The organism is Rhodococcus baikonurensis (genome assembly GCF_040489275.1).
GTDB classification, from domain to species: Bacteria; Actinomycetota; Actinomycetes; order Mycobacteriales; family Mycobacteriaceae; genus Rhodococcus_F; species Rhodococcus_F baikonurensis.
The window spans coordinates 281,879-302,182 of the sequence record NZ_JBEUOQ010000005.1 but is presented as its reverse complement, the minus strand read 5'-3'; the positions used below and the strand labels follow the sequence as shown (position 1 = coordinate 302,182).

20 protein-coding genes and 1 pseudogene are annotated in these 20,304 nt (G+C 63.2%); 9 read left to right on the top strand and 12 right to left on the bottom strand.

Annotation, left to right across the window (positions count from 1 at the left end; translation table 11 throughout):
- Positions 1-26: 26 nt before the first annotated feature.
- The gene (locus tag ABWI03_RS14790; protein WP_124566494.1) at positions 27-866 is read right to left on the bottom strand and encodes a CPBP family intramembrane glutamic endopeptidase; all 840 of its coding nucleotides are present in this window, start codon (positions 864-866) and stop codon (positions 27-29) included.
- An 84-nt stretch (positions 867-950) separates the two neighbouring features.
- On the opposite strand from ABWI03_RS14790, the gene ABWI03_RS14785 reads away from it, so the two are divergent.
- Positions 951-1,259 (top strand): rhodanese-like domain-containing protein, encoded by a 309-nt coding sequence (locus tag ABWI03_RS14785; protein ID WP_095968974.1) that lies wholly within the window; start codon positions 951-953, stop codon positions 1,257-1,259.
- A 46-nt stretch (positions 1,260-1,305) separates the two neighbouring features.
- Here ABWI03_RS14785 and ABWI03_RS14780 read toward each other — a convergent pair whose 3' ends face one another.
- Both ABWI03_RS14780 and ABWI03_RS14775 read right to left on the bottom strand, forming a co-directional pair.
- Positions 1,306-1,947, bottom strand: coding sequence for a dihydrofolate reductase family protein (locus ABWI03_RS14780; RefSeq protein ID WP_166810974.1), 642 nt, complete (start codon positions 1,945-1,947; stop codon positions 1,306-1,308).
- Between the two features lie 74 nt (positions 1,948-2,021).
- Positions 2,022-3,107 carry a TDT family transporter gene (locus ABWI03_RS14775; protein WP_206029478.1) on the bottom strand — a complete coding sequence of 362 codons (1,086 nt, stop codon included), beginning with the start codon at positions 3,105-3,107 and terminating at the stop codon, positions 2,022-2,024.
- Positions 3,108-3,197: 90 nt separating this feature from the next.
- On the opposite strand from ABWI03_RS14775, the gene ABWI03_RS14770 reads away from it, so the two are divergent.
- Positions 3,198-4,109, top strand: a complete 912-nt coding sequence (locus ABWI03_RS14770) for a LysR family transcriptional regulator (protein WP_019747644.1) — start codon at positions 3,198-3,200, stop codon at positions 4,107-4,109.
- A gap of 25 nt (positions 4,110-4,134) precedes the next feature.
- Here ABWI03_RS14770 and ABWI03_RS14765 read toward each other — a convergent pair whose 3' ends face one another.
- Positions 4,135-4,815, bottom strand: a complete 681-nt coding sequence (locus tag ABWI03_RS14765) for a TetR/AcrR family transcriptional regulator (protein ID WP_298778461.1) — start codon at positions 4,813-4,815, stop codon at positions 4,135-4,137.
- Positions 4,816-4,886: 71 nt separating this feature from the next.
- On the opposite strand from ABWI03_RS14765, the gene ABWI03_RS14760 reads away from it, so the two are divergent.
- The 3 genes from ABWI03_RS14760 to ABWI03_RS14750 all read left to right on the top strand — a co-directional run bounded on the left by ABWI03_RS14760 (position 4,887) and on the right by ABWI03_RS14750 (position 11,256).
- Positions 4,887-6,050: an FAD-dependent oxidoreductase gene (locus ABWI03_RS14760; protein WP_298778458.1), complete on the top strand. Its 1,164-nt coding sequence runs from the start codon at positions 4,887-4,889 to the stop codon at positions 6,048-6,050.
- Positions 6,051-6,057: 7 nt separating this feature from the next.
- Entirely contained in the window at positions 6,058-6,891 is an 834-nt protein-coding gene (locus ABWI03_RS14755) for a DUF3626 domain-containing protein (RefSeq protein ID WP_298778455.1), read from the top strand.
- Between the two features lie 180 nt (positions 6,892-7,071).
- The gene (locus ABWI03_RS14750) at positions 7,072-11,256 is read left to right on the top strand and encodes a bifunctional nitrate reductase/sulfite reductase flavoprotein subunit alpha (RefSeq protein WP_298778450.1); all 4,185 of its coding nucleotides are present in this window, start codon (positions 7,072-7,074) and stop codon (positions 11,254-11,256) included.
- 6 nt (positions 11,257-11,262) lie between these two features.
- Here ABWI03_RS14750 and ABWI03_RS14745 read toward each other — a convergent pair whose 3' ends face one another.
- Positions 11,263-11,727 (bottom strand): tRNA (cytidine(34)-2'-O)-methyltransferase, encoded by a 465-nt coding sequence (locus ABWI03_RS14745; protein ID WP_095968980.1) that lies wholly within the window; start codon positions 11,725-11,727, stop codon positions 11,263-11,265.
- Positions 11,728-11,862: 135 nt separating this feature from the next.
- Between ABWI03_RS14745 and ABWI03_RS14740 the strand changes: the two are divergent.
- Positions 11,863-11,958 (top strand): annotated as a pseudogene (locus tag ABWI03_RS14740) (DUF2510 domain-containing protein); the annotation flags it as partial.
- Positions 11,959-11,975: 17 nt separating this feature from the next.
- Here the strand turns inward: ABWI03_RS14740 and ABWI03_RS14735 are convergent.
- Positions 11,976-12,377 carry a hypothetical protein gene (locus ABWI03_RS14735; RefSeq protein WP_298778787.1) on the bottom strand — a complete coding sequence of 134 codons (402 nt, stop codon included), beginning with the start codon at positions 12,375-12,377 and terminating at the stop codon, positions 11,976-11,978.
- Positions 12,378-12,600: 223 nt separating this feature from the next.
- Between ABWI03_RS14735 and ABWI03_RS14730 the strand changes: the two genes are divergently transcribed.
- Positions 12,601-13,221 (top strand): pentapeptide repeat-containing protein, encoded by a 621-nt coding sequence (locus ABWI03_RS14730; protein ID WP_095968982.1) that lies wholly within the window; start codon positions 12,601-12,603, stop codon positions 13,219-13,221.
- A 6-nt stretch (positions 13,222-13,227) separates the two neighbouring features.
- Here the strand turns inward: ABWI03_RS14730 and ABWI03_RS14725 are convergent, their stop codons facing one another.
- Together ABWI03_RS14725 and ABWI03_RS14720 are read right to left on the bottom strand one after the other, a co-directional pair.
- A complete protein-coding gene (locus ABWI03_RS14725; protein ID WP_298778445.1) occupies positions 13,228-13,503 on the bottom strand; it encodes a DUF1905 domain-containing protein in 276 nt (91 codons plus the stop codon).
- A 32-nt stretch (positions 13,504-13,535) separates the two neighbouring features.
- A complete protein-coding gene (locus ABWI03_RS14720; protein ID WP_234036789.1) occupies positions 13,536-14,048 on the bottom strand; it encodes a GNAT family N-acetyltransferase in 513 nt (170 codons plus the stop codon).
- Between the two features lie 31 nt (positions 14,049-14,079).
- Between ABWI03_RS14720 and ABWI03_RS14715 the strand changes: the two genes are divergently transcribed.
- Both ABWI03_RS14715 and ABWI03_RS14710 read left to right on the top strand, forming a co-directional pair.
- Positions 14,080-14,937: a bifunctional methylenetetrahydrofolate dehydrogenase/methenyltetrahydrofolate cyclohydrolase gene (locus ABWI03_RS14715; protein WP_298778440.1), complete on the top strand. Its 858-nt coding sequence runs from the start codon at positions 14,080-14,082 to the stop codon at positions 14,935-14,937.
- A gap of 5 nt (positions 14,938-14,942) precedes the next feature.
- Positions 14,943-15,227, top strand: a complete 285-nt coding sequence (locus ABWI03_RS14710) for a DUF3017 domain-containing protein (protein WP_003940740.1) — start codon at positions 14,943-14,945, stop codon at positions 15,225-15,227.
- Positions 15,228-15,232: 5 nt separating this feature from the next.
- On the opposite strand, the gene ABWI03_RS14705 is transcribed toward ABWI03_RS14710, so the two are convergent.
- The 4 genes from ABWI03_RS14705 to ABWI03_RS14690 form a co-directional block, all read right to left on the bottom strand.
- Entirely contained in the window at positions 15,233-15,808 is a 576-nt protein-coding gene (locus ABWI03_RS14705) for a hypothetical protein (protein WP_298778437.1), read from the bottom strand.
- The gene (locus tag ABWI03_RS14700) at positions 15,808-17,637 is read right to left on the bottom strand and encodes a DEAD/DEAH box helicase (RefSeq protein ID WP_298778436.1); all 1,830 of its coding nucleotides are present in this window, start codon (positions 17,635-17,637) and stop codon (positions 15,808-15,810) included. The genes ABWI03_RS14705 and ABWI03_RS14700 overlap by 1 nt, the downstream gene beginning before the upstream one ends.
- A 118-nt stretch (positions 17,638-17,755) precedes the next feature.
- Positions 17,756-18,892, bottom strand: coding sequence for a homoserine O-acetyltransferase MetX (gene metX / locus ABWI03_RS14695; RefSeq protein ID WP_124566485.1), 1,137 nt, complete (start codon positions 18,890-18,892; stop codon positions 17,756-17,758).
- Complete coding sequence (locus ABWI03_RS14690; protein ID WP_124566484.1) at positions 18,889-20,214, bottom strand: bifunctional o-acetylhomoserine/o-acetylserine sulfhydrylase; 1,326 nt, start codon at positions 20,212-20,214, stop codon at positions 18,889-18,891. Before ABWI03_RS14690 ends, metX begins: the two co-directional genes overlap by 4 nt.
- Positions 20,215-20,304: the final 90 nt, after the last annotated feature.

Here is a 20,304-nt window from a genome sequence, read left to right as displayed (position 1 = left end):
CAAGTATGTCCGAACGTCTCGAGCCGTCAGGCCGTGACGTGTGTGGGCTGGTCTTCGCCGACTCGGCCTCGAATGAGGAATATGGCGACTACACCGAAAGCGATCAACAGGACCGTCAGGAGGGACGCGATCGCGGCGGCGCCACTCACCTCTGTAGTCACGGACGTGTCCAACCCGCCGCTCGAGAGGATCGTCGTCGGATCGGTGAGGCCGTGCAACACGATTGCGGCCCAGATCGTCCCCGTCACTCGCATGGTCAGGTACATGCACATGCCGAATCCGAACGTATAGACGACTGTGCCGAGAACGGTTGCCAGTTCCATCCCCGCAATGAAGTTCACGGTGTGCATGAGCGCGAACAACAAGGACGATACGACCGCGACGAACCGTTCGCGGTGGCCGGCGTCGCGGAGCATCTTCACGGCGATACCTCGGGTGAGCAGTTCTTCCGCGAGCCCTACGCACACACCGAGAGCGATCAGGGAAACGATCTCCCCGGTCGACCACTCGCTCCAATCCGTTCCGACCAGGTGTGCAGCGATGGCGGCGACCACGATAATCGGGCCGATCCACATCCACCCGCGCCCGCGTATGGGTTGTGGTCCGAAGATGTCGCGCAGCCAGCCCAGCTTGGTCGCGAAGATCAGCAGTGCGATTGCGCCGATCGCGATAGGCAATGCGACGCCGAAGATGATGCTGGAAGCGCTTGCGACAACGTTGTCCGTGTCGATCTGGTCGGCAAAAACCCGCGAGGTAACCTGCCCGACGGCGAGGTAGAAGGCCAAATAGGCGACGATCACCGAGAGCAACTTCCACAAGGACGGGCGACTCCAAAAACCCGACTTTTCGGGAACGGTATTGGTCATTGTCAGATCGTAAAGGGAGCCGCAGGAAAACACGCGGTACCGTCTATTCGGACAGCAGCGAACACGAAGGCAGGACGCAGAAAAATGTTGGAAGTCGACTTGAATGCACTGGACGCGGCGCTGGCGGCGGGTGAGCCGTTGATCGACGTCCGTGAGGCCGACGAGTTCGCTCAGGTGCGCGTTCCGGGTGCGTCGCTCATTCCGCTCAGCGAGTTCGTCGCTCGCGTCGGCGAGATCCCGGACGCAGAAACGGTGTACATCATCTGCGCCGTCGGGGGACGGAGCTTGCAAGCCGCTGAATATCTCCAGGCCCGCGGCATCAATGCCGTTTCGGTGGCCGGTGGAACGATGGCGTGGTACCAGTCGGGTCGTCAGGTCGAGACCGGGGAATAGGGCGTAGCTGTTGGGGCAGCCCCGCATTCGGCGCTGCCCCAACAGGTCACTTTCGCCAGAACAGGTGATGCGTCACGCCGCTCGGGCTCGGCACGATTTCGAGGTTGAAGCGATCACGTAATTCGTCGGGTGTCTCCCACAGGCGTAGACCGGATCCGAATTCGATCGGGGAGACAGCGACGTGCATCGTGTCGACCAGATCGGCGTCGAGGAATTCACGGATAGTGCTGACTCCGCCGCCAAGTCGAACGTCCTTGCCCTGCGCCGCCTCACGTGCCTGCTCGAGGGCCGTCGCCGGGTCGGCGTCGACGAAGTGGAATGTCGTGTCCGAGAGTGTGAACGACGGCCGCACGTGGTGGGTCAAGACGAATACCGGGGTGTGGAACGGTGGCTCGTCGCCCCACCAGCCCTGCCACTCGAGATTCTCCCAAGGGCCGCGGTAGGGAGCGAATTTGTTGCGGCCCATGATTTCGGCACCGATGTTGTTGGAGAAGTCTCGGGTGAAATAGTCGTCGAGGCCGCGGCTGCCGCCGGGATCGGTGCGGTTGGGCCAGCTGGCCGTAGCTCCCGCCCACGCAAACATTTCACCGTGGTCGAGGCCGAACGGGCTCTCGAAACTCTGGTCCGGACCGCATGCTATTCCGTCGCTGGAAACGTTGAAATTCTGCACTCGTAGCAACTGACTCACCGTGTACTCCCGCTCTCGACAATGGTCTACGTGAGTACAGACCGTACGGCGAGCCGAAACTCATCGGTGCGATTTCAGGCGGCTGCGGGAAGTGCGCCGCTGCGGATCGAGCGGACGGTCCGTACCGCGACGGTTGCCCAGATGGGGATCAGCACGGTCAGCAGGGCAAGTGCGATTCCCAGAATCAGCGTCGAACCGGTGGCGACTCCGAATGCATTCGCGCCGACGGCACATGCTCCGATGGGAAAAGTGAAGCTCCACCAGCCGAGTGAGAAGTCCAAGCCGCGGCGCAGTGCGTGGATGGTGACGACGGTGACGGTGACAAACGCGATCACGCCGATGATTCCGACGACGGTTCCGTATGCGATTCCGAATTCGTGCAGGGTGTCGGCGTGCTCGGTACCGAGTGCATGCCGTGAGGCGGCGGCCAACAGGTTGGATGCTGCGATCGACTGTCCGATCACGCCCAACGGAATCCACAGTGAGGGAATGGCATTGAACGGGATCACGTCGACGCCCGCCGAGTGGTTGCGTGCGAACTGCCTGGCGACGGCTACCAGAATGCCGATGGCGGCGGTCAGCGCCAGAGCGAACAGGATGTAGCAGAAGACCAGTACCGCGACGCGCGGAGCGCCTTCGGGCATGTGGGTGCTGACGGCAGCGCCGGTGGTGGCCGAGACCATCGGGGGTACGACGGGCATGAGCCAGAACGGCATTGCCGTCGCCATCCCGGCATCTCGAACGAGTCGAATCATCATCACGACGTAGGTGACCAGGCCGAGTGCCGTGCCGAGTGTCCACAGTGTCAGCGACACGGTGATCGCCACGTCGTGGCCGAGGAAGTCCGGGCCGGTGATGCCGGTTGCGGATCCCACGGTCAGAAGTGCCATTGCGACGGCGCCGTAGAAGGGGAACATCGCGGGGCTGTGCAGGTAGGCGAGGGCCTGACATCGATGTTGTGACCAATGGGTGGCAAATGCTCCGATCAAGGCGCACAGTACGAGAACCGCCAGAACCCAGAAGATCTCGGAGACCAGTTTCAAGCCCTCGATCTCCGGTTCGAGCGAAGCGGCGGCCACCGAGACGATTCCCGTTCCCATCGCTGCCGCGAACCAGTTCGGGGTGATGTGGGCGAAGGTGGGACTCGTGGTGGTGGTCATGTATTTCACTGTCGTCTCATCCGGTTCGTACCGGTAGACCGGTTGTCCTTGAATGCCCACAAATTCGCCTTGTGGGTCTAATCTTGGTCTATGTCGTTGTCCCCTCGGGTGCCGGAGCTCAGTGCCCTCGACGTCCTGCTTTCCGTAGGGCGTCTGGGCAGCATGGGTGCTGCCGGCCGGGAGCACGGACTCAGTCAGCAGGCAGTCAGCGCCCGTGTGCGTTCGGTCGAACGTCAGCTCGGCATCAAGGTTTTCGATCGAGCGGCGACCGGTGTTCGTCCCACCGCCGAGGGCGGTCTGATTCTCGAGTGGGCAAGTCACATCCTCGTCAGTGCCGAGGAAATGGCATCGGGAGTTGCGGCACTTCGCGGTGAACGCGACGCTGCCGTCACCGTCGCGGCCAGCATGACCATCGCCGAGTATCTGGTTCCCGGATGGACGGTCGCGATGCGGCACAAGTTCCCCAATGTCGTGGCGTCGGTGAGCTTGCACAATTCCTCGGACGTCTCTGCTCAAGTGCAGGCAGGCCAGGCCGACATCGGATTTGTCGAAGGGCCGGATGTGCCGTCGGCGCTCGCGTCGTGCGAGGTGGCACGTGATCACCTCGTCGTAGTTGTGCCGCCAGGACACGACTGGGCCAATGGTGTGCCCGTTCCGGTTGCGGACCTCGCACGCACACCGCTCATTCAGCGCGAGTCAGGGTCCGGTACGCGGTTGACGCTCGAGAATGCCGTTCCCGATTGTGTGCCGCCGTTGCTCGAGCTCACTTCGTGCACGGCCGTCAAAGCTGCGGTAGTGGCCGGCAATGCGCCCGCCGTTCTCTCGTCGCTGGCCGTGGCTGCAGATCTGACGGACGGGCGACTGGTCGCGGTCAACGTCGACGGCTTGCGGATGCCGAGGCGGCTCCAGGCCGTCTGGGATCCAGATCGCGGATTACGCGGTGCAGCAAGGGATTTCCTCGACATCGCGCTCGGTTCCAACACTGCTGTTCATTCGCGCTGACGGCTGCAGCTGACGGGAACGGCTGCTATCTGGCGGTGTCGATCCCCGCGAGGATGAGATTGATACCTGCCAAAAACTGCTCGCGGTCGTCGTGGTCGCGCAGTTGTGTCGACACCTGATTGAGGAACGGGTACTTCGCAGGGTCGAGTTCTTCCCATCGTGTAGCGACGGTCGAAAGGAAAGCGGATCGGTCTGTCTCGCGGGGGAGGAGGCGGGCGCCCGCGGCGTACTGGCCGGCGAGGCCGAGTACGTAATTCAGGAGTGCGGACGCGCAGTCGAACTGTGCCGATTCGGGAACGCCCAGGGCCTGGAGCTGTGTGCCGAGACTTTCGAAGATCTGCATCACTGCTGATTGCCACGGCTCGCGCGAGAGTTGGGTGCCGACCCACGGGTGAGCGTCGATCGCGTCGAACACACCGAGGGTGATGATCCGGATCGCCTCGCGTGGAGTTGCGCTTTCGGTTCCTTCGGTTGTCACGCGGGCGATGACGTCGTCGGTCGCCGCGGCGAGCAGTTCGCTCTTGTTGGCGACGTGCCAGTAAATCGCCCCGCTTCCTGTTGCCAGGCGTGCGGAGAGTGCGCGAAATGTCAGCGCAGTTTCGCCCTCGTCGTCGAGGATCTCGATCGCAGCCTCGACGATTCGCTCCTTCGAGAGCGCGTCCGTACGTCGTTCGGTCCGCTGATTCCTGGTCGCCATGCGAACCATCTTGACATATCTGGAACGTCGTTCCAAGATTGTAGTTGGAACATCGTTCCAATCCATCGAAAGGACTCAACATGAACACGCCGATCTCGATCATCGGGGCGGGCCTAGGCGGCCTGACCCTCGCGCGCGTCCTCCACATTCACCGCATTCCCGCGAAAATCTACGAAGCTGAACCGTCGGCAGAAGCCCGTACCCAGGGCGGACAACTCGACATCCACGAACACAATGGCCAGGCGGCGCTCCAGGCTGCCGGCCTCATCGACGAGTTCCGCGCGATCATCCACGCGGGCGGCGCCGCGTCGCGCGTACTCGATCAACACGCCACCGTGCTCCTCGACGAACCCGACGACGGCACGGGAGCACGTCCCGAAGTGCTGCGCGGAGACCTCCGTCGGATCCTGATCGAATCCCTTCCGGACGACACGATCGAATGGGGACGCAAGGTCGACAGTGTCCGCTCGCTCGGCTCACCGAACACAGCCGACGAGTGCGCTGACGGCCGACACGAACTGACCTTTGCCGACGGTTCGACGGTGACTACCGGCCTCCTCGTCGGCGCCGACGGTGCCTGGTCGAAGATCCGCCCCTTGCTCTCCGATGCGAAGCCCGAATACGTCGGCACCACGTTCGTCGAGACGTATCTGTACGACGTCGACGAGAAGCATTCGGCTGCAGCCGAGGCCGTCGGTGACGGGGCGATGTACGCGCCCGCACCAGGACAAGCGATCGCCGCGCATCGAGAGGCGGGGGACATCGTGCACACCTACGTCCAGCTGAACCGTACGGCGGAGTGGTTTGCCGGTATCGATTTCACCGACGCTGCCGCTGCGACAGCGCGGGTCGCGGCCGAGTTCGACGGTTGGGCACCGGAACTCACTGCACTGATCACAGACGGCGAAACCGCTCCGATTCCGCGGGCGATCCATGCCCTTCCCGACGAGCATCGATGGGATCGTGTGCCCGGGGTCACGCTCCTCGGTGATGCGGCACACCTGATGGCTCCATCCGGTGAGGGCGCGAACTTGGCCATGTTCGACGGCGCCGAACTGGGAAGGGCGATCGCCGCGCACCCCGACGACATCGAAGCGGCACTGAGCGGCTACGAGGAAGCGATGTTTGTACGCAGTGCATCCGAGGCCGCGGACTCGCACGTGATCCTTGATCTCTGCCTCGGTGAAGGCGCACCGTATTCACTGGTCGACTTCTTCACCGGTGCTGCTTCCGTATCCGGATAATGGGCGAATGCCTGTTGATTCCACTCCCTCGTCTGCCGCGATTGTGCACGTGAGCGGCCTCTCGAAGGGCGCCCCGTTGGATCGAAATCACCGGGTGACGTTGCACTTTCATCCGGACCTCCCGTCTGAACGTGGTCTGACACTGGCCTCGATCGCACGTCGAGGCACCTACGTGACACAGTTCGAGACTCGAACCAGCAACGGCGGACTGACGGCGCATCACGGAGGCGATCGTTGGCGTTGGGAGAGTCGGATATTCGGCGGGGCTTACGACGAGAGAGAGCCGTCGGAACGGCCGAAGTACGGATCGTTGAACTTTTCCGCCGATCCGTACGGGGCATCTCCTCGGTTCGGCTCGTCCTACTTCCGGCTTGCCGAGCACACACTCGACCGCACCACTTTCTGCTTTCCCGACAGTGTCTTCGAGCCTGATCTCTTCGGAACGGCGGACGCGATGAGCCTGGTCGACGCCGCAGGAGCCGCCGAGTTCGACGATCCGCTCGACCACTACATCGAGGCGCACGTCCACGGCGCCGTCGTCATCGGAACCGACGTCGAGGCACTCGTTCTGGACCCGAGCTACCGGGGCTCACGCATCGAAGAGATCGCCCACTCGCTCCCATGCCCGGTGCTGTGGCACGACGGTTACGCGGTCGACGTCGAGGAAGTCGCCGAACATCCCGAATATCGGGGAGCGGCCGTCGTCGACCTCGCGCGAGAGATCGCAATCGACGGGCGACTGACGCCTGCCGTCCTGGGGTTCGCCCGGGGTGCGTCCTTCGATGCGCAGGGCGTCAAGAAGGTCTGGCACTACATCGCTCGATTCGGCGGCAGGGGTTAGAACTGGGCATTCGCGTGTCGCCGCCCGTCGACGACCGCTGGTTCCGGGACCGCACATCGGTCAGAAGGGGGCGGTGAGGAAAGAGTGATTGTTACGCAACATCGGGCATGAACTCCCGAAACAACTGCATCCGAAGATGGAAGTCGACCTTGATCCTCGGTCGAAGGGATGCATGAATCGATGGGCGCTCAACTCACTACCACCAGTGTCGACACACTCTGCGCGTACTGCGGGGTCGGCTGTGGTCTCGTCCTCGACATCATCACCGATCCGGAGACGGGTCGTCGGAAGGCTGCGAAGTCTTCCGGTCTGAAGACACATCCCACCAACTTCGGGCGTCTGTGCACCAAAGGGACCACGACAGCAGACATGCTCGCAGGTCCGGGGCGTATGGAATCTGCATATCGCCGTCCACACCGAGGTGATGCGATCGAATCGGCCGACATCGGTGCCGTCATCACCGAAACCGCCCACCGCCTCCGTGGGATCATCGACGAGCACGGCCCCGACGCGTTTGCGTTGTACGTGTCCGGGCAGATGTCTCTCGAAGCCCAGTACTTGTCGAACAAACTGGCCAAGGGCTTTATCGGAACCAATCAGATCGAATCGAATTCCCGGTTGTGCATGGCGAGTGCAGGCACCGGCTACAAGCAGTCTCTCGGGGCCGACGGACCGCCCGGTTCCTATCAGGACTTCGAACACGCCGACGTGTTCTTCGTGACGGGCGCGAACATGGCGGACTGCCATCCGATCCTCTTTCTGCGGATGCAGGAGCGGATCAAGGCAGGCGCGAAGTTGATCGTCGTCGATCCTCGACGCAGCGCCACCGCGGACAAGGCGAACTTGTTCCTGCAGATCGCTCCCGGCACAGATCTTGCGCTACTCAACGGGCTCCTCCACCTGCTCGTCGTGAACGGCCACACCGATCCCGACTTCATCGCCGACTTCACCGAAGGCTGGGAGGTGATGCCCGGTTTCCTCGCGGAGTACACCCCGGAGAAGGTCAGTGAGATCACGGGTATCCCCGAAGCCGACATCCGCACTGCAGCGCAGTGGATCGGTGAGGCTGCCAACTGGATGAGCTGTTGGACTATGGGGTTGAACCAGAGCACCCACGGCACGTGGAACACCAATGCCATCTGCAACCTTCACCTTGCGACTGGAGCAATCTGCAAGCCCGGCAGCGGTCCGTTCTCGCTGACCGGGCAGCCGAACGCGATGGGCGGGCGTGAAATGGGCTACATGGGGCCAGGTTTGCCCGGCCAGCGTGCCGTGACGGTCGACGCCGATCGCGAATTCGTCGAGGAGCGTTGGGGGATCCCGGCGGGTTCTCTGCGCACCGACATCGGCGGCGGGACCATCGACCTGTTCTCCCGCATGGCGGCGGGGGAGATCAAGGCGTGCTGGATCATCTGCACCAATCCTGTTGCAACAGTAGCCAACCGCAAGACCGTCATCGACGGCTTGGAGAAGGCTGACCTCGTCATCACCCAGGATGCGTTCCTGGGTACCGAGACCAACGAATACGCCGATGTTCTGCTACCCGCGTCACTGTGGACAGAGTCGGACGGAGTGATGATCAATTCCGAGCGCAACCTGACGCTCTTTCAGCAGGCGCTGGATCCGGTCGGGCAGGCGCTGCCTGATTGGCAGATCATCGCCCGCATCGCCTGCGAGATGGGGTATGGCGAGGCGTTCACCTATACCTGCGCCGAAGAGGTGTTCGAGGAGATCAAGCAGTTCTGGAATCCGAAGACCGGCTACGACTTACGCGGCGTCACCTACGAGCGCCTCCGCAAGACGTCAATCCAGTGGCCGTGCCCGCCAGACAGTGATCAGGACCGTCATCCCATCCGATACGTCAATGACGGTGACAGTCAAAGGCTCCTGATCCGCGAGGACGGCAGCACTCCGCGGCTCGCATTTCCCACCGCCACTGGCCGTGCGATGTTCTTCGCACGGCCGCACATGCTTCCCGCCGAAATGCCCGACGACGACTATCCATTCCTGCTCAACACCGGTCGTCTCGCGCACCAGTGGCACACCATGACCAAGACCGGCAAGGTCGCCAAGCTGAACAAACTCAACCCAGGTCCCTTCGTCGAGATCCATCCCGACGACGCCGCCAGGCTCGGCGTCGTCGACAAGGATGCGATCGAGGTTGCCTCACGCCGCGGCCGCGCTGTGCTCCCGGCGGTTGTCACCGACCGAGTGCGTCCGGGAAACTGCTTCGCACCGTTTCACTGGAACGACGCCTTCGGTGAGTACCTGTCCATCAACGCCGTCACCAACGACGCGATTGACCCTGCCTCGCAGCAACCGGAGTTCAAAGCCTGTGCTGTCACTATGACGAAGGTCGCCGTGAACACACCCGAGACAGTGCTCGCCGAGTCGCCGCGGGAGGCTCCTGCGCCGGACGATCGGGTTTTGTCGCGAACCGATGTCCTGGCCGGGGTCATCGGTCAAACAGGAACACCTGCAGTGGTATTCGATGCGCTGCAACAGAGCTACCTGGCCGGCCTTCTCGCGGCGTTGCGTGCGGACGGTGATCGTACGGCCGGTGTGCCGACCTTGCCGTCGACTGCGCCGTTCGAGACCGAAAAGAGGATGTGGGTCGACGGCGTATTGGCCGGCCTGTACTCGCGGACCTTACTCCCAGACGCGGATGGGCCTGCGTTGCCATCGAGTGCGGGCATTGCGCCGGAACGCGCGCCGATCGTGGTGCTCTGGGCATCGCAGACCGGAAACGCGGAGGAGTTTGCCGCAGCCTGCGCTGCTCGTCTCGGGGAAGTTGGCTTGCCCGTGGTGATGCACGCGATGGACGAGTTCCCGGCCGCCGACCTGGCAGTTACCAGAGAGGTCCTGCTGATCACCAGTACCTCCGGTGACGGCGAATCCCCGGACAACGGCAGCGGTTTCTGGGACGCATTGTCTGCTGACACGGTGCCCGGCATGGCCGAGACACGTTATGCAGTCATCGCTTTCGGTGACTCGAACTATGCCGACTTCTGTGGACACGGACGAAAGCTCGACGCCCGCCTTGCCGAACTGGGCGCCAGTCGTATCGTCGATCGCGCCGACTGTGAGCCCGATTTCGAGGACACCGCTGCTGGATGGCTGGACGCGGTCACGGCTGAACTTCAGCGCTCGGAGGCTGGCGCGACGACCGACGTCCTCGTTGCAAAGAACAATTCTGGGACAACCGTTGCGGCCGCGCCGATTTCACCGGCGATGTCGGCGCCGCTGCAATACAACAAGAAGGCGCCGTTGGCCACAGCCTTGACGCGCAATATCGTGCTCAACCGGCCAGGCTCTTCCAAAGACGTGCGGCAGTTGGGCTTTCACCTTCCGGACGACACTGTCAGTTACGAAGCCGGAGACGCTCTCGGAGTCTGGCCGCGGAACAGTTCCCCGTTCGTCGACGAGTGGCTCACCCTTACCGGCCTCGACGGTGAGGAGACCGTCGACTTGGGGCAGCACGGTTCCATGACTTTGCGTACCGCGCTCACCGAGCGCTTGGAGATCACTCGAATCTCGAGCGACATGATTCGGTTCGTGCATCAACGAACCCGCGATTCGGACCTGGCCGAGTTGTTGAAGCCGGAGAACGTCTCCACGCTCAAAGACTGGTCGTGGGGACGACAGTCCGTCGACATTCTCGCGCAGTCGCCCGTTCGTGCCTCGACGGACGAATGGCTCTCGCTACTCAAACCGCTTCAGCCGCGGCTGTATTCGATCTCTTCCAGTCCGAAGGAGAACCCACGCGAAGTGCAGTTGACGGTGTCCGCGGTGCGATACAACATTGCGGGTGTCCCACGGCGTGGGGTGTGCTCGACTTACCTCGCCGACCACGCCCGCGATGACGACATCGGTATCTACGTGCAAAAGTCGACCCATTTCCGGCCACCTTCCGATCCCGAGACCCCGATGATCATGGTCGGACCGGGGACCGGCATCGCGCCGTTCCGTGCCTTCCTGCATGAGCGGCGGGCATTGGGGCACACGGGTCCGAACTGGCTGTTCTTCGGGGAACAGCACGCCGCTACCGACTTCTACTACCGCGAAGAAATCGAAGAATTGCGGAAAGACGGATTCCTCACCGAACTCGACCTCGCATTTTCCCGGGATCAAGCCGACAAGGTCTACGTGCAGGACCGGATGCGTGAGCGGGGTGCGCTGCTGTGGGAGTGGTTGCAGAAGGGAGCGCACTTCTACGTCTGCGGCGATGCCAACCGGATGGCTAAGGACGTCGACAGTGCCCTCAACGGGGTGGTCGCTCAACACGGAAAACTGGCACCTCGTAGTGCGGAGGCGTACGTGAAGGCTCTCTCGGCCGAGAAGCGGTACGTCCGAGACGTCTACTGACGTCGATCAGACGGCGCCCTTGAACCCGTGCTGACGCCACGCCTCGTACGTCACGAGGGCGGCAGCGTTGGACAGGTTGAGGGACCGGCGTCCGGGAAGCATCGGGATACGCAGGCGCTCGGTGACGTGTTCGTCCGCCAATACCTCTTCGGACAGTCCGGTGGGCTCGGGCCCGAACAGCAGGACGTCGCCGGGTTGGTAGGCGATATCGGCATACGACGTGGTCGCGTGCGCGGTGAAGGCGAACACGCGAGCGGGAGTGACGGCGTCCCAGGCAGCGGCCAGGTTCTCGTGGACCGTGACAGTAGCCAGATCGTGGTAATCCAAGCCTGCGCGCTTGAGCTTCGGCTCCGACAGGTCGAACCCGAGAGGGCCGACCAGGTGCAGTTCGCAACCGGTGCCCGCGACCATGCGGATCGCGTTTCCGGTGTTGGGTGGGATGCGGGGCTCGTGGAACATCACTCGGAACACTCGAGGAACTGTACCGGGCGGCCCAGCGGTGCCCGCGTCCGTGAGAAGGGCAGTCGAGGTGTGTGGGCGAATTGGTAACAAACCGGCCAGTCCGTGCGAACCTATTTCCGGCACTCTTCGCAGAACGGACTTTTGATGAACCCTCCCGCCGGTTGGAACCCCGACCCCTTCGACCCCACGATCGACCGTTACTGGGACGGTCAGCAGTGGACCGCGCAGACACGGCCCAAGGGCGTCGACGCACCCACTCAGGCTTTCGGCACTCCCACGCAGGTCTTCGGTGCACCCGGATCGGCAGTGCCGGACGCAAACGCCGAGGAAGGCAAGACGCGGCGTAAGTGGCCGTGGATCGCCGGCGCAGCAGTCGTGGGGTTGGTTGCCATCGCCGCGGCAACGGGAGCGGGCAAGTCGGAAGAATCAACGACGCCTGCTGTGACCTCTTCGACGACAGTTGCTGCGACGACAACTGCTGCGACGACAACCAAGAGCACTGTCCCGTCGACGACGAAGACCACGACTTCGTCCCCCGTGCCGACGACGACAACGATCGTGCCGCCGACGACGACAACCACCGTGGCGATCGTGCCGCTGGTTCCGCAGGTCCCGGAGACCACGACTACGCCGTACGTTCCGCCCGCCCCGGCGTACACGCCGCCGAAGACAACGGAACCCGCCTACGTTCCTCCGAAACCGTCGGGAGGAACGGTAAATCCGGGATCATTCTGTTCGACACCTGGAGCAACAGGCGTGACGACAAAGGGCAGAGCGATGGTATGTGGGATTGGTAGCGACGGACGAGATCGCTGGGTGTCGGCCGGCTGATTGTCCGCTGCCATCAGGGGCGCTGAACCGGTGTCGGTGTGGCGGGGCAGTATGGACGTCATGCTCCCCGAAGAATCCGACGACGTCGTCGGCGAAGACTATTCAGACGCGCGGCTGGCCGGGCAGAAGTGGCGTCAGCGCACTTTCACCAACTGCAATTTCCGAGACGCCGACCTCACCGGACTCACGACGGAGTCGGTGGTGTTCACGGACTGTGATTTCACCGGCACCGATCTGGGGGAGTCCGTGCACACGGGAACAGCGTTCCGCTCGTGCAATTTTGCTCGGACCAGCCTGTGGCACAGCACGTTCCGAAACTGCAGTCTGCTCGGTTCGACGTTCGACGGTTGCCGTATCCGGCCGTTGACGCTCGATGAAGTCGACTTCTCGTTGACCTCACTGGGCGGGGCGGACTTGAGGAAGATCGACTTCACCTCGTGCCGCTTCCGTGAAGCGAACTTGGTTCGGGCCGACATGCGGGGCGCGGTTCTGGCGTCGGCGGATCTGTCCGGTGCTCGCACGGGTGGACTCAAACTCGAAGGTGCAGACCTGCGCGGTGCGCGGATCGACCCGAGTCTGTGGACGTCCGCGTCTGTCGGAAACGCGCAGATCGAGTTGATGCAGGCCGTGGCTTATGCGTCGGCGCACGGTCTTGTCGTCGACATGAAGTAGTAGCGCCTAGCTCTGCACGCGCTCCTCGAGGTGCACGGTCACCAGTTCGCCCGCCTCCTTGCCGATGGCTTTGCGGAGATCGGCTTTGACCGGCAGCTTGTGGTTGCCGTCTCCCAAGGCCATGAACGAACTCTGGAACGGATGTCCGTCGATCGTCCCGCGAACCTTGACCAGGCCGCGGGTGCCGAAGAACTCGGCGGACTCCGGCCAGATGACGTAGGTCCACCCACCCTTGGCGTCACTCTTCTGCAAGGGGGCCGTGAATTCCTTGTCCAGCAACATGATGTCTGTCCTCTCGGGCCGGGGCCTGTCGATCAGCGGATGAATTCCCGTGCGAGCAGATCCATCAGCAGGCCGTCCTTCCACTTACCGTGGCGATCTCGCGAGTACTCGCGCATCACCCCGACGTCCTTGAAGCCCACTGATCGGTAGCAAGCGATGGCGACGGAGTTGTCGACTTCCGGGTCGATGACAAGACGGTGAAATGCGAGGTCGTCGATCAGATGGGCACACAGCACCCGTATCGATTCGCGGCCGAACCCTTTGCTGTGAAAGTCGGGATCGAGGAACAAGTCGAGACCGGCGTGGCGGAAGTCGGGGTTGTCTTCCGCTTCGTACCACTGGATGAAGCCGATCAAGTGGTCGTCGTAGAAGATGCTGTAGCGCGTGGTGCCGGCCTCCGGCGCCGCAGGCCAGTCGTCGTCGGGATTCTGCCACCACTGCACGACGTCCGGGTGCAGGTGAATTGCCCGCAGACGAGCGTGATGGTCGGGCGAGACGGGGGAGAGGAGCACCCTCGGGCCGCGTAGTTCCGGAGCCGTTGTCACTCATCGACCCTAACCTGGAACAATGGTCGCCGTGACTGCAACGATCCTCGACGGCAAAGCTACCCGCGACGAAATCTTCGAAGACCTGAAGGTGCGGGTGAGCGCTCTGAAGGCAGAGGGCATCACACCCGGCTTGGGCACCATCCTGGTGGGCGACGACCCCGGATCCGCGGCTTACGTGCGCGGCAAGCACAACGACTGCGCCAAGGTCGGTATCAATTCCTTGCGACGTGACCTGCCTGCCGACATCACGCAGGAACAGCTCAACGCGACGATCGACGAACTCAATGCCAATCCCGAGTGCACCGGCTACATCGTGCAGTTGCCGCTCCCCAAGCACCTCGACGAGAACGCGGCCCTCGAGCGTATCGACCCCGACAAGGATGCCGACGGCTTGCATCCGGTCAACCTCGGTCGACTGGTGTTGGGCAAGGAAGCCCCGCTGCCGTGCACCCCACGTGGAATCCTCCATCTTCTGCGTCGCTACGAGGTCCCGATTGCCGGTGCACACGTGGTGGTTGTCGGACGCGGCGTCACGGTCGGTCGTCCGATCGGATTGCTGCTGACGCGTCGTAGCGAGAACGCGACGGTCACGCTCTGCCACACCGGTACCCGCGATCTCGCAGCCGAGGTTCGCCGCGCCGACATCATCGTCGCCGCCGCCGGCGTTCCCGGCCTCATCACCGCGGACATGGTCAAGCCCGGAGCAGCGGCCCTCGACGTCGGCGTCAGCCGCACCGACGACGGCCTGCGCGGTGACGTCGCAGCCGACGTCAACGAGGTCGCCGGATTCGTCTCACCCAACCCCGGTGGTGTCGGACCGCTGACCCGCGCGTTCCTGATCACCAACGTGGTCGAGCGCGCCGAGCGGGTTCTGGCCGGAGCCTGAGTCCGATGTCCTCACTGGTCGGCCTCGCGAAGAAGAATCTGCCCATGCTCGCGGTCCTCGCCGTGATCGCGGCAGCCGTCGTTCTCGTGCTGGCCGACCGGTGGCGTCGCGGCGCCCTCGTATTCGGTGTTGCCGTCATCATCGGTGCTGCTGCTCGGTGGTTCGTTCCCGAGAATCGTGTGGGGTTGCTCGCGGTGCGTGGAAGGGTCTTCGACACCGCGGCGATGGGCGTCATGGGTGTGTTGATCGCGACGCTCGCCCTGACCATCGATCCGCTCGGCACCGACTGAGAAGATCAGTCCCCGTAAAACGAGCGAATGTCGATATCACTCAGAGGGATCCACTCCGGCGGATGTGTGGATGTCGACTTCTTTCCAGCCTTGACCGGCGCACTTCGCAGCGTCACCGCGAGTGCAGGTTCCTCGTCGATTCGCCCGGCGAGGGCGTAGATCGCGGCGAGATGGTGAACGCACGGCGAGCGTCGACCTGAGCAGTCGCAGTTGGCAGTGCACTCCGAAAGATCAACGGCGACTGCGATATTTCGAGCCTGCAGTTCGGTGACGATGCTGTCCGGCAGTTCGCCGGTGGAGACGGATCTGTTGGCCTTTCCCGCCGAGCGGAGAAGGTTCTTCACTGCAGCGATCTCGGATGTGGTCCAGAGCGGGACACCAATCGTCACCGACGAAGTTTTTGCTTTGGTGCTCACCTCGGCTACGACGGTCCCCGATGAGACGACGGTGAACTCCACGGAACCGTTGCGTGCCAGGGTACGGGCTGTCGGCAGGGACGGGTTCGGACCTGATGCCGCCGTCCGCTCCACCGTCCGCAGCCACGCTCGACCCCAAGCGGTGACGCCGAATTCGTTGGCCATCAGATGATCACCGCGCCGTCCAGTTCGAGAAGTTCACGCAGTTCGGTGTCGGGGAGATCGGCCAGGGCGGCCTCGACGTTCCCGGAAACAGCGTCGGCCACAGCTCGTTTGGACTCGTGCATCGCTGCGATGTGATCCTCCACGGTTCCGCCGGTCACCAAGGTGTGGACGTTGACGGTGCGCTTCTGGCCGATGCGGTGTGCCCGGTCGGTTGCCTGATCTTCGACGGCCGGATTCCACCACCGGTCGTAGTGCACGACGTGACTCGCACGCGTGAGGTTGAGGCCGAAGCCTGCGGCTCGCAGGCTCAGAATCAGAACCGGCGGGGAATCCGCGTCGTTCTGGAAGGCGTCGACCATCCCGTCTCGCTTGTCGGTGTTCAGGCCGCCATGGAGGAAGGGGATTGCGCCGATTCCCAACTCGGATCCCAGATGCCGCGAGAGCATCTCGCCCATCGTCCGGTACTGCGTGAATATCAGCGCGCGATCGCCGTCATCGACGATCTCGGCGATCATTTCCGTTGCGCGGTCGAGCTTTCCGGATCTTCCGTAGAGGTCGTCCGTATCGCCGGTGACCTGCGCCGGGTGATTGCATACCTGCTTGAGGGTGGTCAGAAGCGCAAGGATGTTGCCGCGCCGGGCAATTCCCGTACCCAAACCGGTGTCGAAAGCATCTACTACAGCAGACCGATAGATGCGCGCTTGTTCCGACGTCAGAGTGCACGAGACGGTGGAGAATTGCTTGGGCGGAAGATCCTTGGCCACTGTGTCTTTGGTTCTGCGCAGAATGAAAGGATCGATGACCGCGGCAAGCCTGGTCGCCGCGGTGGCGGATCGACCGGATTCGATCGGTACGGCAAACCGTTGGCGAAAACGTGCGCGAGTTCCGAGGACTTCGGGATTGGCGACGCGAAAGAGCGACCACAATTCTTCGAGGCGGTTCTCCACCGGCGTGCCCGTCATCGCCACCTTGACGTCGGCCGACAACTGCATTGCTGCTTTCGCAGCGAGGGAAGCGGGGTTCTTGATCTGTTGCGCCTCGTCGAAGGTCGCCGAACTCCACTGGATCGGGGCCAATTGGGCTGTGTCGGAACGCAAGACGCTGTAGCTGGTCAGAACCGTGGTGCCGGCGGGGATACGAGTGGGAAGTGCGCGAGCGGTTCCGTGATGAACGTGCAGTGGCAGATGCGGAGCGAATCGCTCGATCTCGCGGCGCCAGTTTCCTATCACCGAGGTGGGACACACGACCAGATGCGGACCGTCGTCCGCGCGGATCGCGATCATCGAAATCGCTTGCAGTGTCTTGCCCAAACCCATCTCGTCGGCGAGAATTCCACCGCCCGAACCCGACAGCGCAGTCAACCAGGCAACTCCGTGCACTTGATACGGGCGCAATGTCGCCTGAATCTGTGCTCGGCGAAGACTCTCGATTGCCACGCGCGCTTGCGTGAATAATCGCACCGTGGACCGGGCGCTTCTGATTTTCGTGTCGTCGCGCTCGATCGCGGCATGCGCTGCGGTCGGAATGTCATGTGCGCCGGTGTCGACGACGCGCTTCCATGCGAGCAACGACGGTCCGAGGTCGTCGCGACGTGCATCGAGGGTGTGCAGGGCGTCGATCGCGGTGGCGAGGTCGAGCAGTTGCGCTTCGACGTCGGTTGCTGCGATCGACTCGTCGACCGGGATCGCGAGGCGGCAGATGCCCGGCGACCCGGTCGGCATCCCCAGCTCCGCCAGTCGCGCTTCCGGGTCTGCATCACCCCAGAACGCGAACGACATGTGCTCGGGAATGTACGTAGCCTGCAGGCGCGTCGAGCATGGCTGATTCACGTTCGCCGATGCTAGCCGCGCCAGCTCGGGTACGCCAATGAAAATGTCGGGAAAACCTGCAGATCAGCTGTGGTTTTCCCGACATTGACGGATCCTGAAAATGTGGCTCTGTGCCGGATCAGCGGGCCGTGCGTGCGAACTCCATCGTTCGGCGCAGCAGTCCGGCGACAGCGTCCGCCTCCGTCAGGAAGCCGTCGTGGCCGTCCTTGGACTTGAGGATCTCGAGGCCGGAGCACGTGGAAATGCCGTCGGCGATCTCCTCCTGCAAACGAAGGGGATACAGCCGATCCGAGTCCACGCCGCCCACGACGACCGGCGCTGTGATCGATGCCAACGCCGCCGCAACGCCGCCGCGTCCACGACCGATGTCGTGCCGGTTCATGGCCTCGGTCAGGAGGACGTACGTGCTCGGGTCGAAGCGGTCGACGAGCTTGTCTGCCTGATGTTCCAGGTAGCTCTGGACGGCGTATCGTCCACCGTTCCAAGGGTTTTCGTCGTTCTGAGCAGAGTTCTCGAAGCGCGCGTCCAGTTCGGACTCGGTGCGGTACGTCAGGTGCGCGATGCGACGGGCGATGCCGAGTCCGGCGCGAGGTACCCGCCCCGTTCCGTGGTAGTCACCGCCCTGCCAGTCCGGGTCGGACACGATGGCAGCGATCTGCGTCGTCTGGGTGCCGATCTGATCCGCAGTGGCCCGTGAACCGGTTGCGAGCACCAACGCGGAGCGAATGCTGTCCGGGTAGGTTACTGCCCATTCGAGCGTGCGCATGCCGCCCATGGATCCGCCGACTACCGAGGCCAACTGGTCGATCCCGAGAAGATCGACGAGCTTCTTCTCCGCTGCGATCTGATCCCGGATGGAAATCTCCGGGAACCTGCTGCCCCACGGCTTGCCGTCGTCGGCCAGCGAACTGGGACCGGTCGTGCCGCGACAACCACCGAGGACATTGGTTGCGATGACGCACCATTCGCCCGTGTCGATCGGTTCGCCGGCGCCGACCATTCCGTTCCACCAGCCGGGGGAGGGCTGATTTGCGGAGATCGGTCCGGTGACGTGTGAGTCTCCGGTCAGTGCGTGCTCGACGAGTACGACGTTGTCGCGGTTCGGGGACAGCTCACCCCACCGCTGAACGGCGAGCGAAACCGATGGGAGTACCGCGCCGCTCTCGAGTTCCAAGGCACCGATGTCGACGAACCCCACCTGGCCGTCGGGCGGGGGGAGGAGGTCGATCCTGGGCTCCAATTCGTTCACGGTCACGAGTTTGCCACCGCAGCCAGGCCGACGGTGAGATCGGCGAGGATGTCGTCGATTCCTTCGATTCCGACCGCGAGGCGGACGAGCCCGGGTGTGACACCGGAGGCTAGCTGCTCTTCGGGGGTGAGCTGCGAATGCGTCGTCGAGGCAGGGTGGATGACGAGTGAGCGAACGTCACCGATGTTGGCGACGTGGCTGTGCAGCGTCAGGGCGTTGACGAACGTCTTGCCCGCATCGATACCGCCGGGCAGTTCGAAGGTGACGATGGCGCCGGTTCCCTTGGGCGTCAGCTGCTTTCCGCGTTCGAACCATGGTGAGGACGGGAGTCCCGCGTAGGAAACGGAGGCCACCTCGCCGTGGCCGTCGAGGAATTCGGCGACCTTTTGTGCATTGGACACGTGACGCTCGATGCGCAGGCTCAAGGTTTCGATGCCCTGCGCGATGAGGAACGCGTTGAAGGGCGCCACGGCGGAGCCGAGATCACGCAGCAGCTGGACGCGCGCCTTGAGTGCAAATGCCGGCGCGCCGAGGTCTGCGAAGGTGACGCCGTGGTAGCTGGGATCAGGCGTCGTGAAGTTCGTGTGGCGACCCTGCGTCCAGTCGAAGGTGCCACCGTCGACGATGACGCCGGCGATTGCTGTGCCGTGTCCGCCAAGGTATTTGGTGGCGGAGTGAACGACGATGTCGGCGCCGTGCTCGAGTGGGCGGAGCAGGTACGGCGTCGCAACGGTGTTGTCCACGATCAACGGGAGACCGTTCTCGTGGGCCAACGACGAGATTCCTGGGAGATCGAGGATGTGGTTCTTGGGATTGGCGATCGTCTCGCCGTAGAAGGCCTTCGTGTTCGGGCGAATGGCGTCGCGCCATTGCTCGAGATCGTCGGGATCCTCGACGAACGTGACTTCGATGCCCAGCTTGCGAAGCGTGTAATGCAGGAGGTTGTACGTGCCGCCGTACAGGTACGGGCTGGAGACGATGTGGTCGCCGGCCTCGGCAATGTTGAGGATCGCGATGGTCTCGGCAGCCTGACCCGAGGACAGCAGGAGTGCGGCGACTCCGCCTTCGAGGGCGGCGATGCGCTGCTCGACGGCGTCCTGTGTGGGATTCATGATCCGCGTGTAGATGTTGCCCGGCTCGGCGAGGCCGAACAGTGCCGCAGCGTGATCGGTGCTGTCGAAGACGTAGCTGGTGGTCTGGTAGATCGGCAGAGCGCGCGCATTGGTGGCGGTGTCCGCTGTTTGCCCGGCGTGCACCTGCTTTGTCTCGAACGACCAGTTGGCGGTCGGATCAGAAGTTGCTGCGGCGTCGGCTGTGTTGTCGGTCATGATTTGTTCACTCCAGTGGTCTGACGGATAGATGTCGGACGGGGGCGAAGGATCGCCGCCCCGTGCTGGGGTCTATCTACAAGTGCGACA

Bases quoted from the DNA above. Each gene is read 5' to 3' on its own strand.
- ABWI03_RS14790 (WP_124566494.1), bottom strand. From the start codon at position 866: ATGACCAATACCGTTCCCGAAAAGTCGGGTTTTTGGAGTCGCCCGTCC.
- ABWI03_RS14785 (WP_095968974.1), top strand. From the start codon at position 951: ATGTTGGAAGTCGACTTGAATGCACTGGACGCGGCGCTGGCGGCGGGT.
- ABWI03_RS14775 (WP_206029478.1), bottom strand. From the start codon at position 3,107: ATGACCACCACCACGAGTCCCACCTTCGCCCACATCACCCCGAACTGG.
- ABWI03_RS14770 (WP_019747644.1), top strand. From the start codon at position 3,198: ATGTCGTTGTCCCCTCGGGTGCCGGAGCTCAGTGCCCTCGACGTCCTG.
- ABWI03_RS14765 (WP_298778461.1), bottom strand. From the start codon at position 4,815: ATGGTTCGCATGGCGACCAGGAATCAGCGGACCGAACGACGTACGGAC.
- ABWI03_RS14760 (WP_298778458.1), top strand. From the start codon at position 4,887: ATGAACACGCCGATCTCGATCATCGGGGCGGGCCTAGGCGGCCTGACC.
- ABWI03_RS14755 (WP_298778455.1), top strand. From the start codon at position 6,058: ATGCCTGTTGATTCCACTCCCTCGTCTGCCGCGATTGTGCACGTGAGC.
- ABWI03_RS14750 (WP_298778450.1), top strand. From the start codon at position 7,072: ATGGGCGCTCAACTCACTACCACCAGTGTCGACACACTCTGCGCGTAC.
- ABWI03_RS14730 (WP_095968982.1), top strand. From the start codon at position 12,601: ATGGACGTCATGCTCCCCGAAGAATCCGACGACGTCGTCGGCGAAGAC.
- ABWI03_RS14725 (WP_298778445.1), bottom strand. From the start codon at position 13,503: ATGTTGCTGGACAAGGAATTCACGGCCCCCTTGCAGAAGAGTGACGCC.
- ABWI03_RS14710 (WP_003940740.1), top strand. From the start codon at position 14,943: ATGTCCTCACTGGTCGGCCTCGCGAAGAAGAATCTGCCCATGCTCGCG.
- ABWI03_RS14705 (WP_298778437.1), bottom strand. From the start codon at position 15,808: ATGGCCAACGAATTCGGCGTCACCGCTTGGGGTCGAGCGTGGCTGCGG.
- ABWI03_RS14690 (WP_124566484.1), bottom strand. From the start codon at position 20,214: ATGACCGACAACACAGCCGACGCCGCAGCAACTTCTGATCCGACCGCC.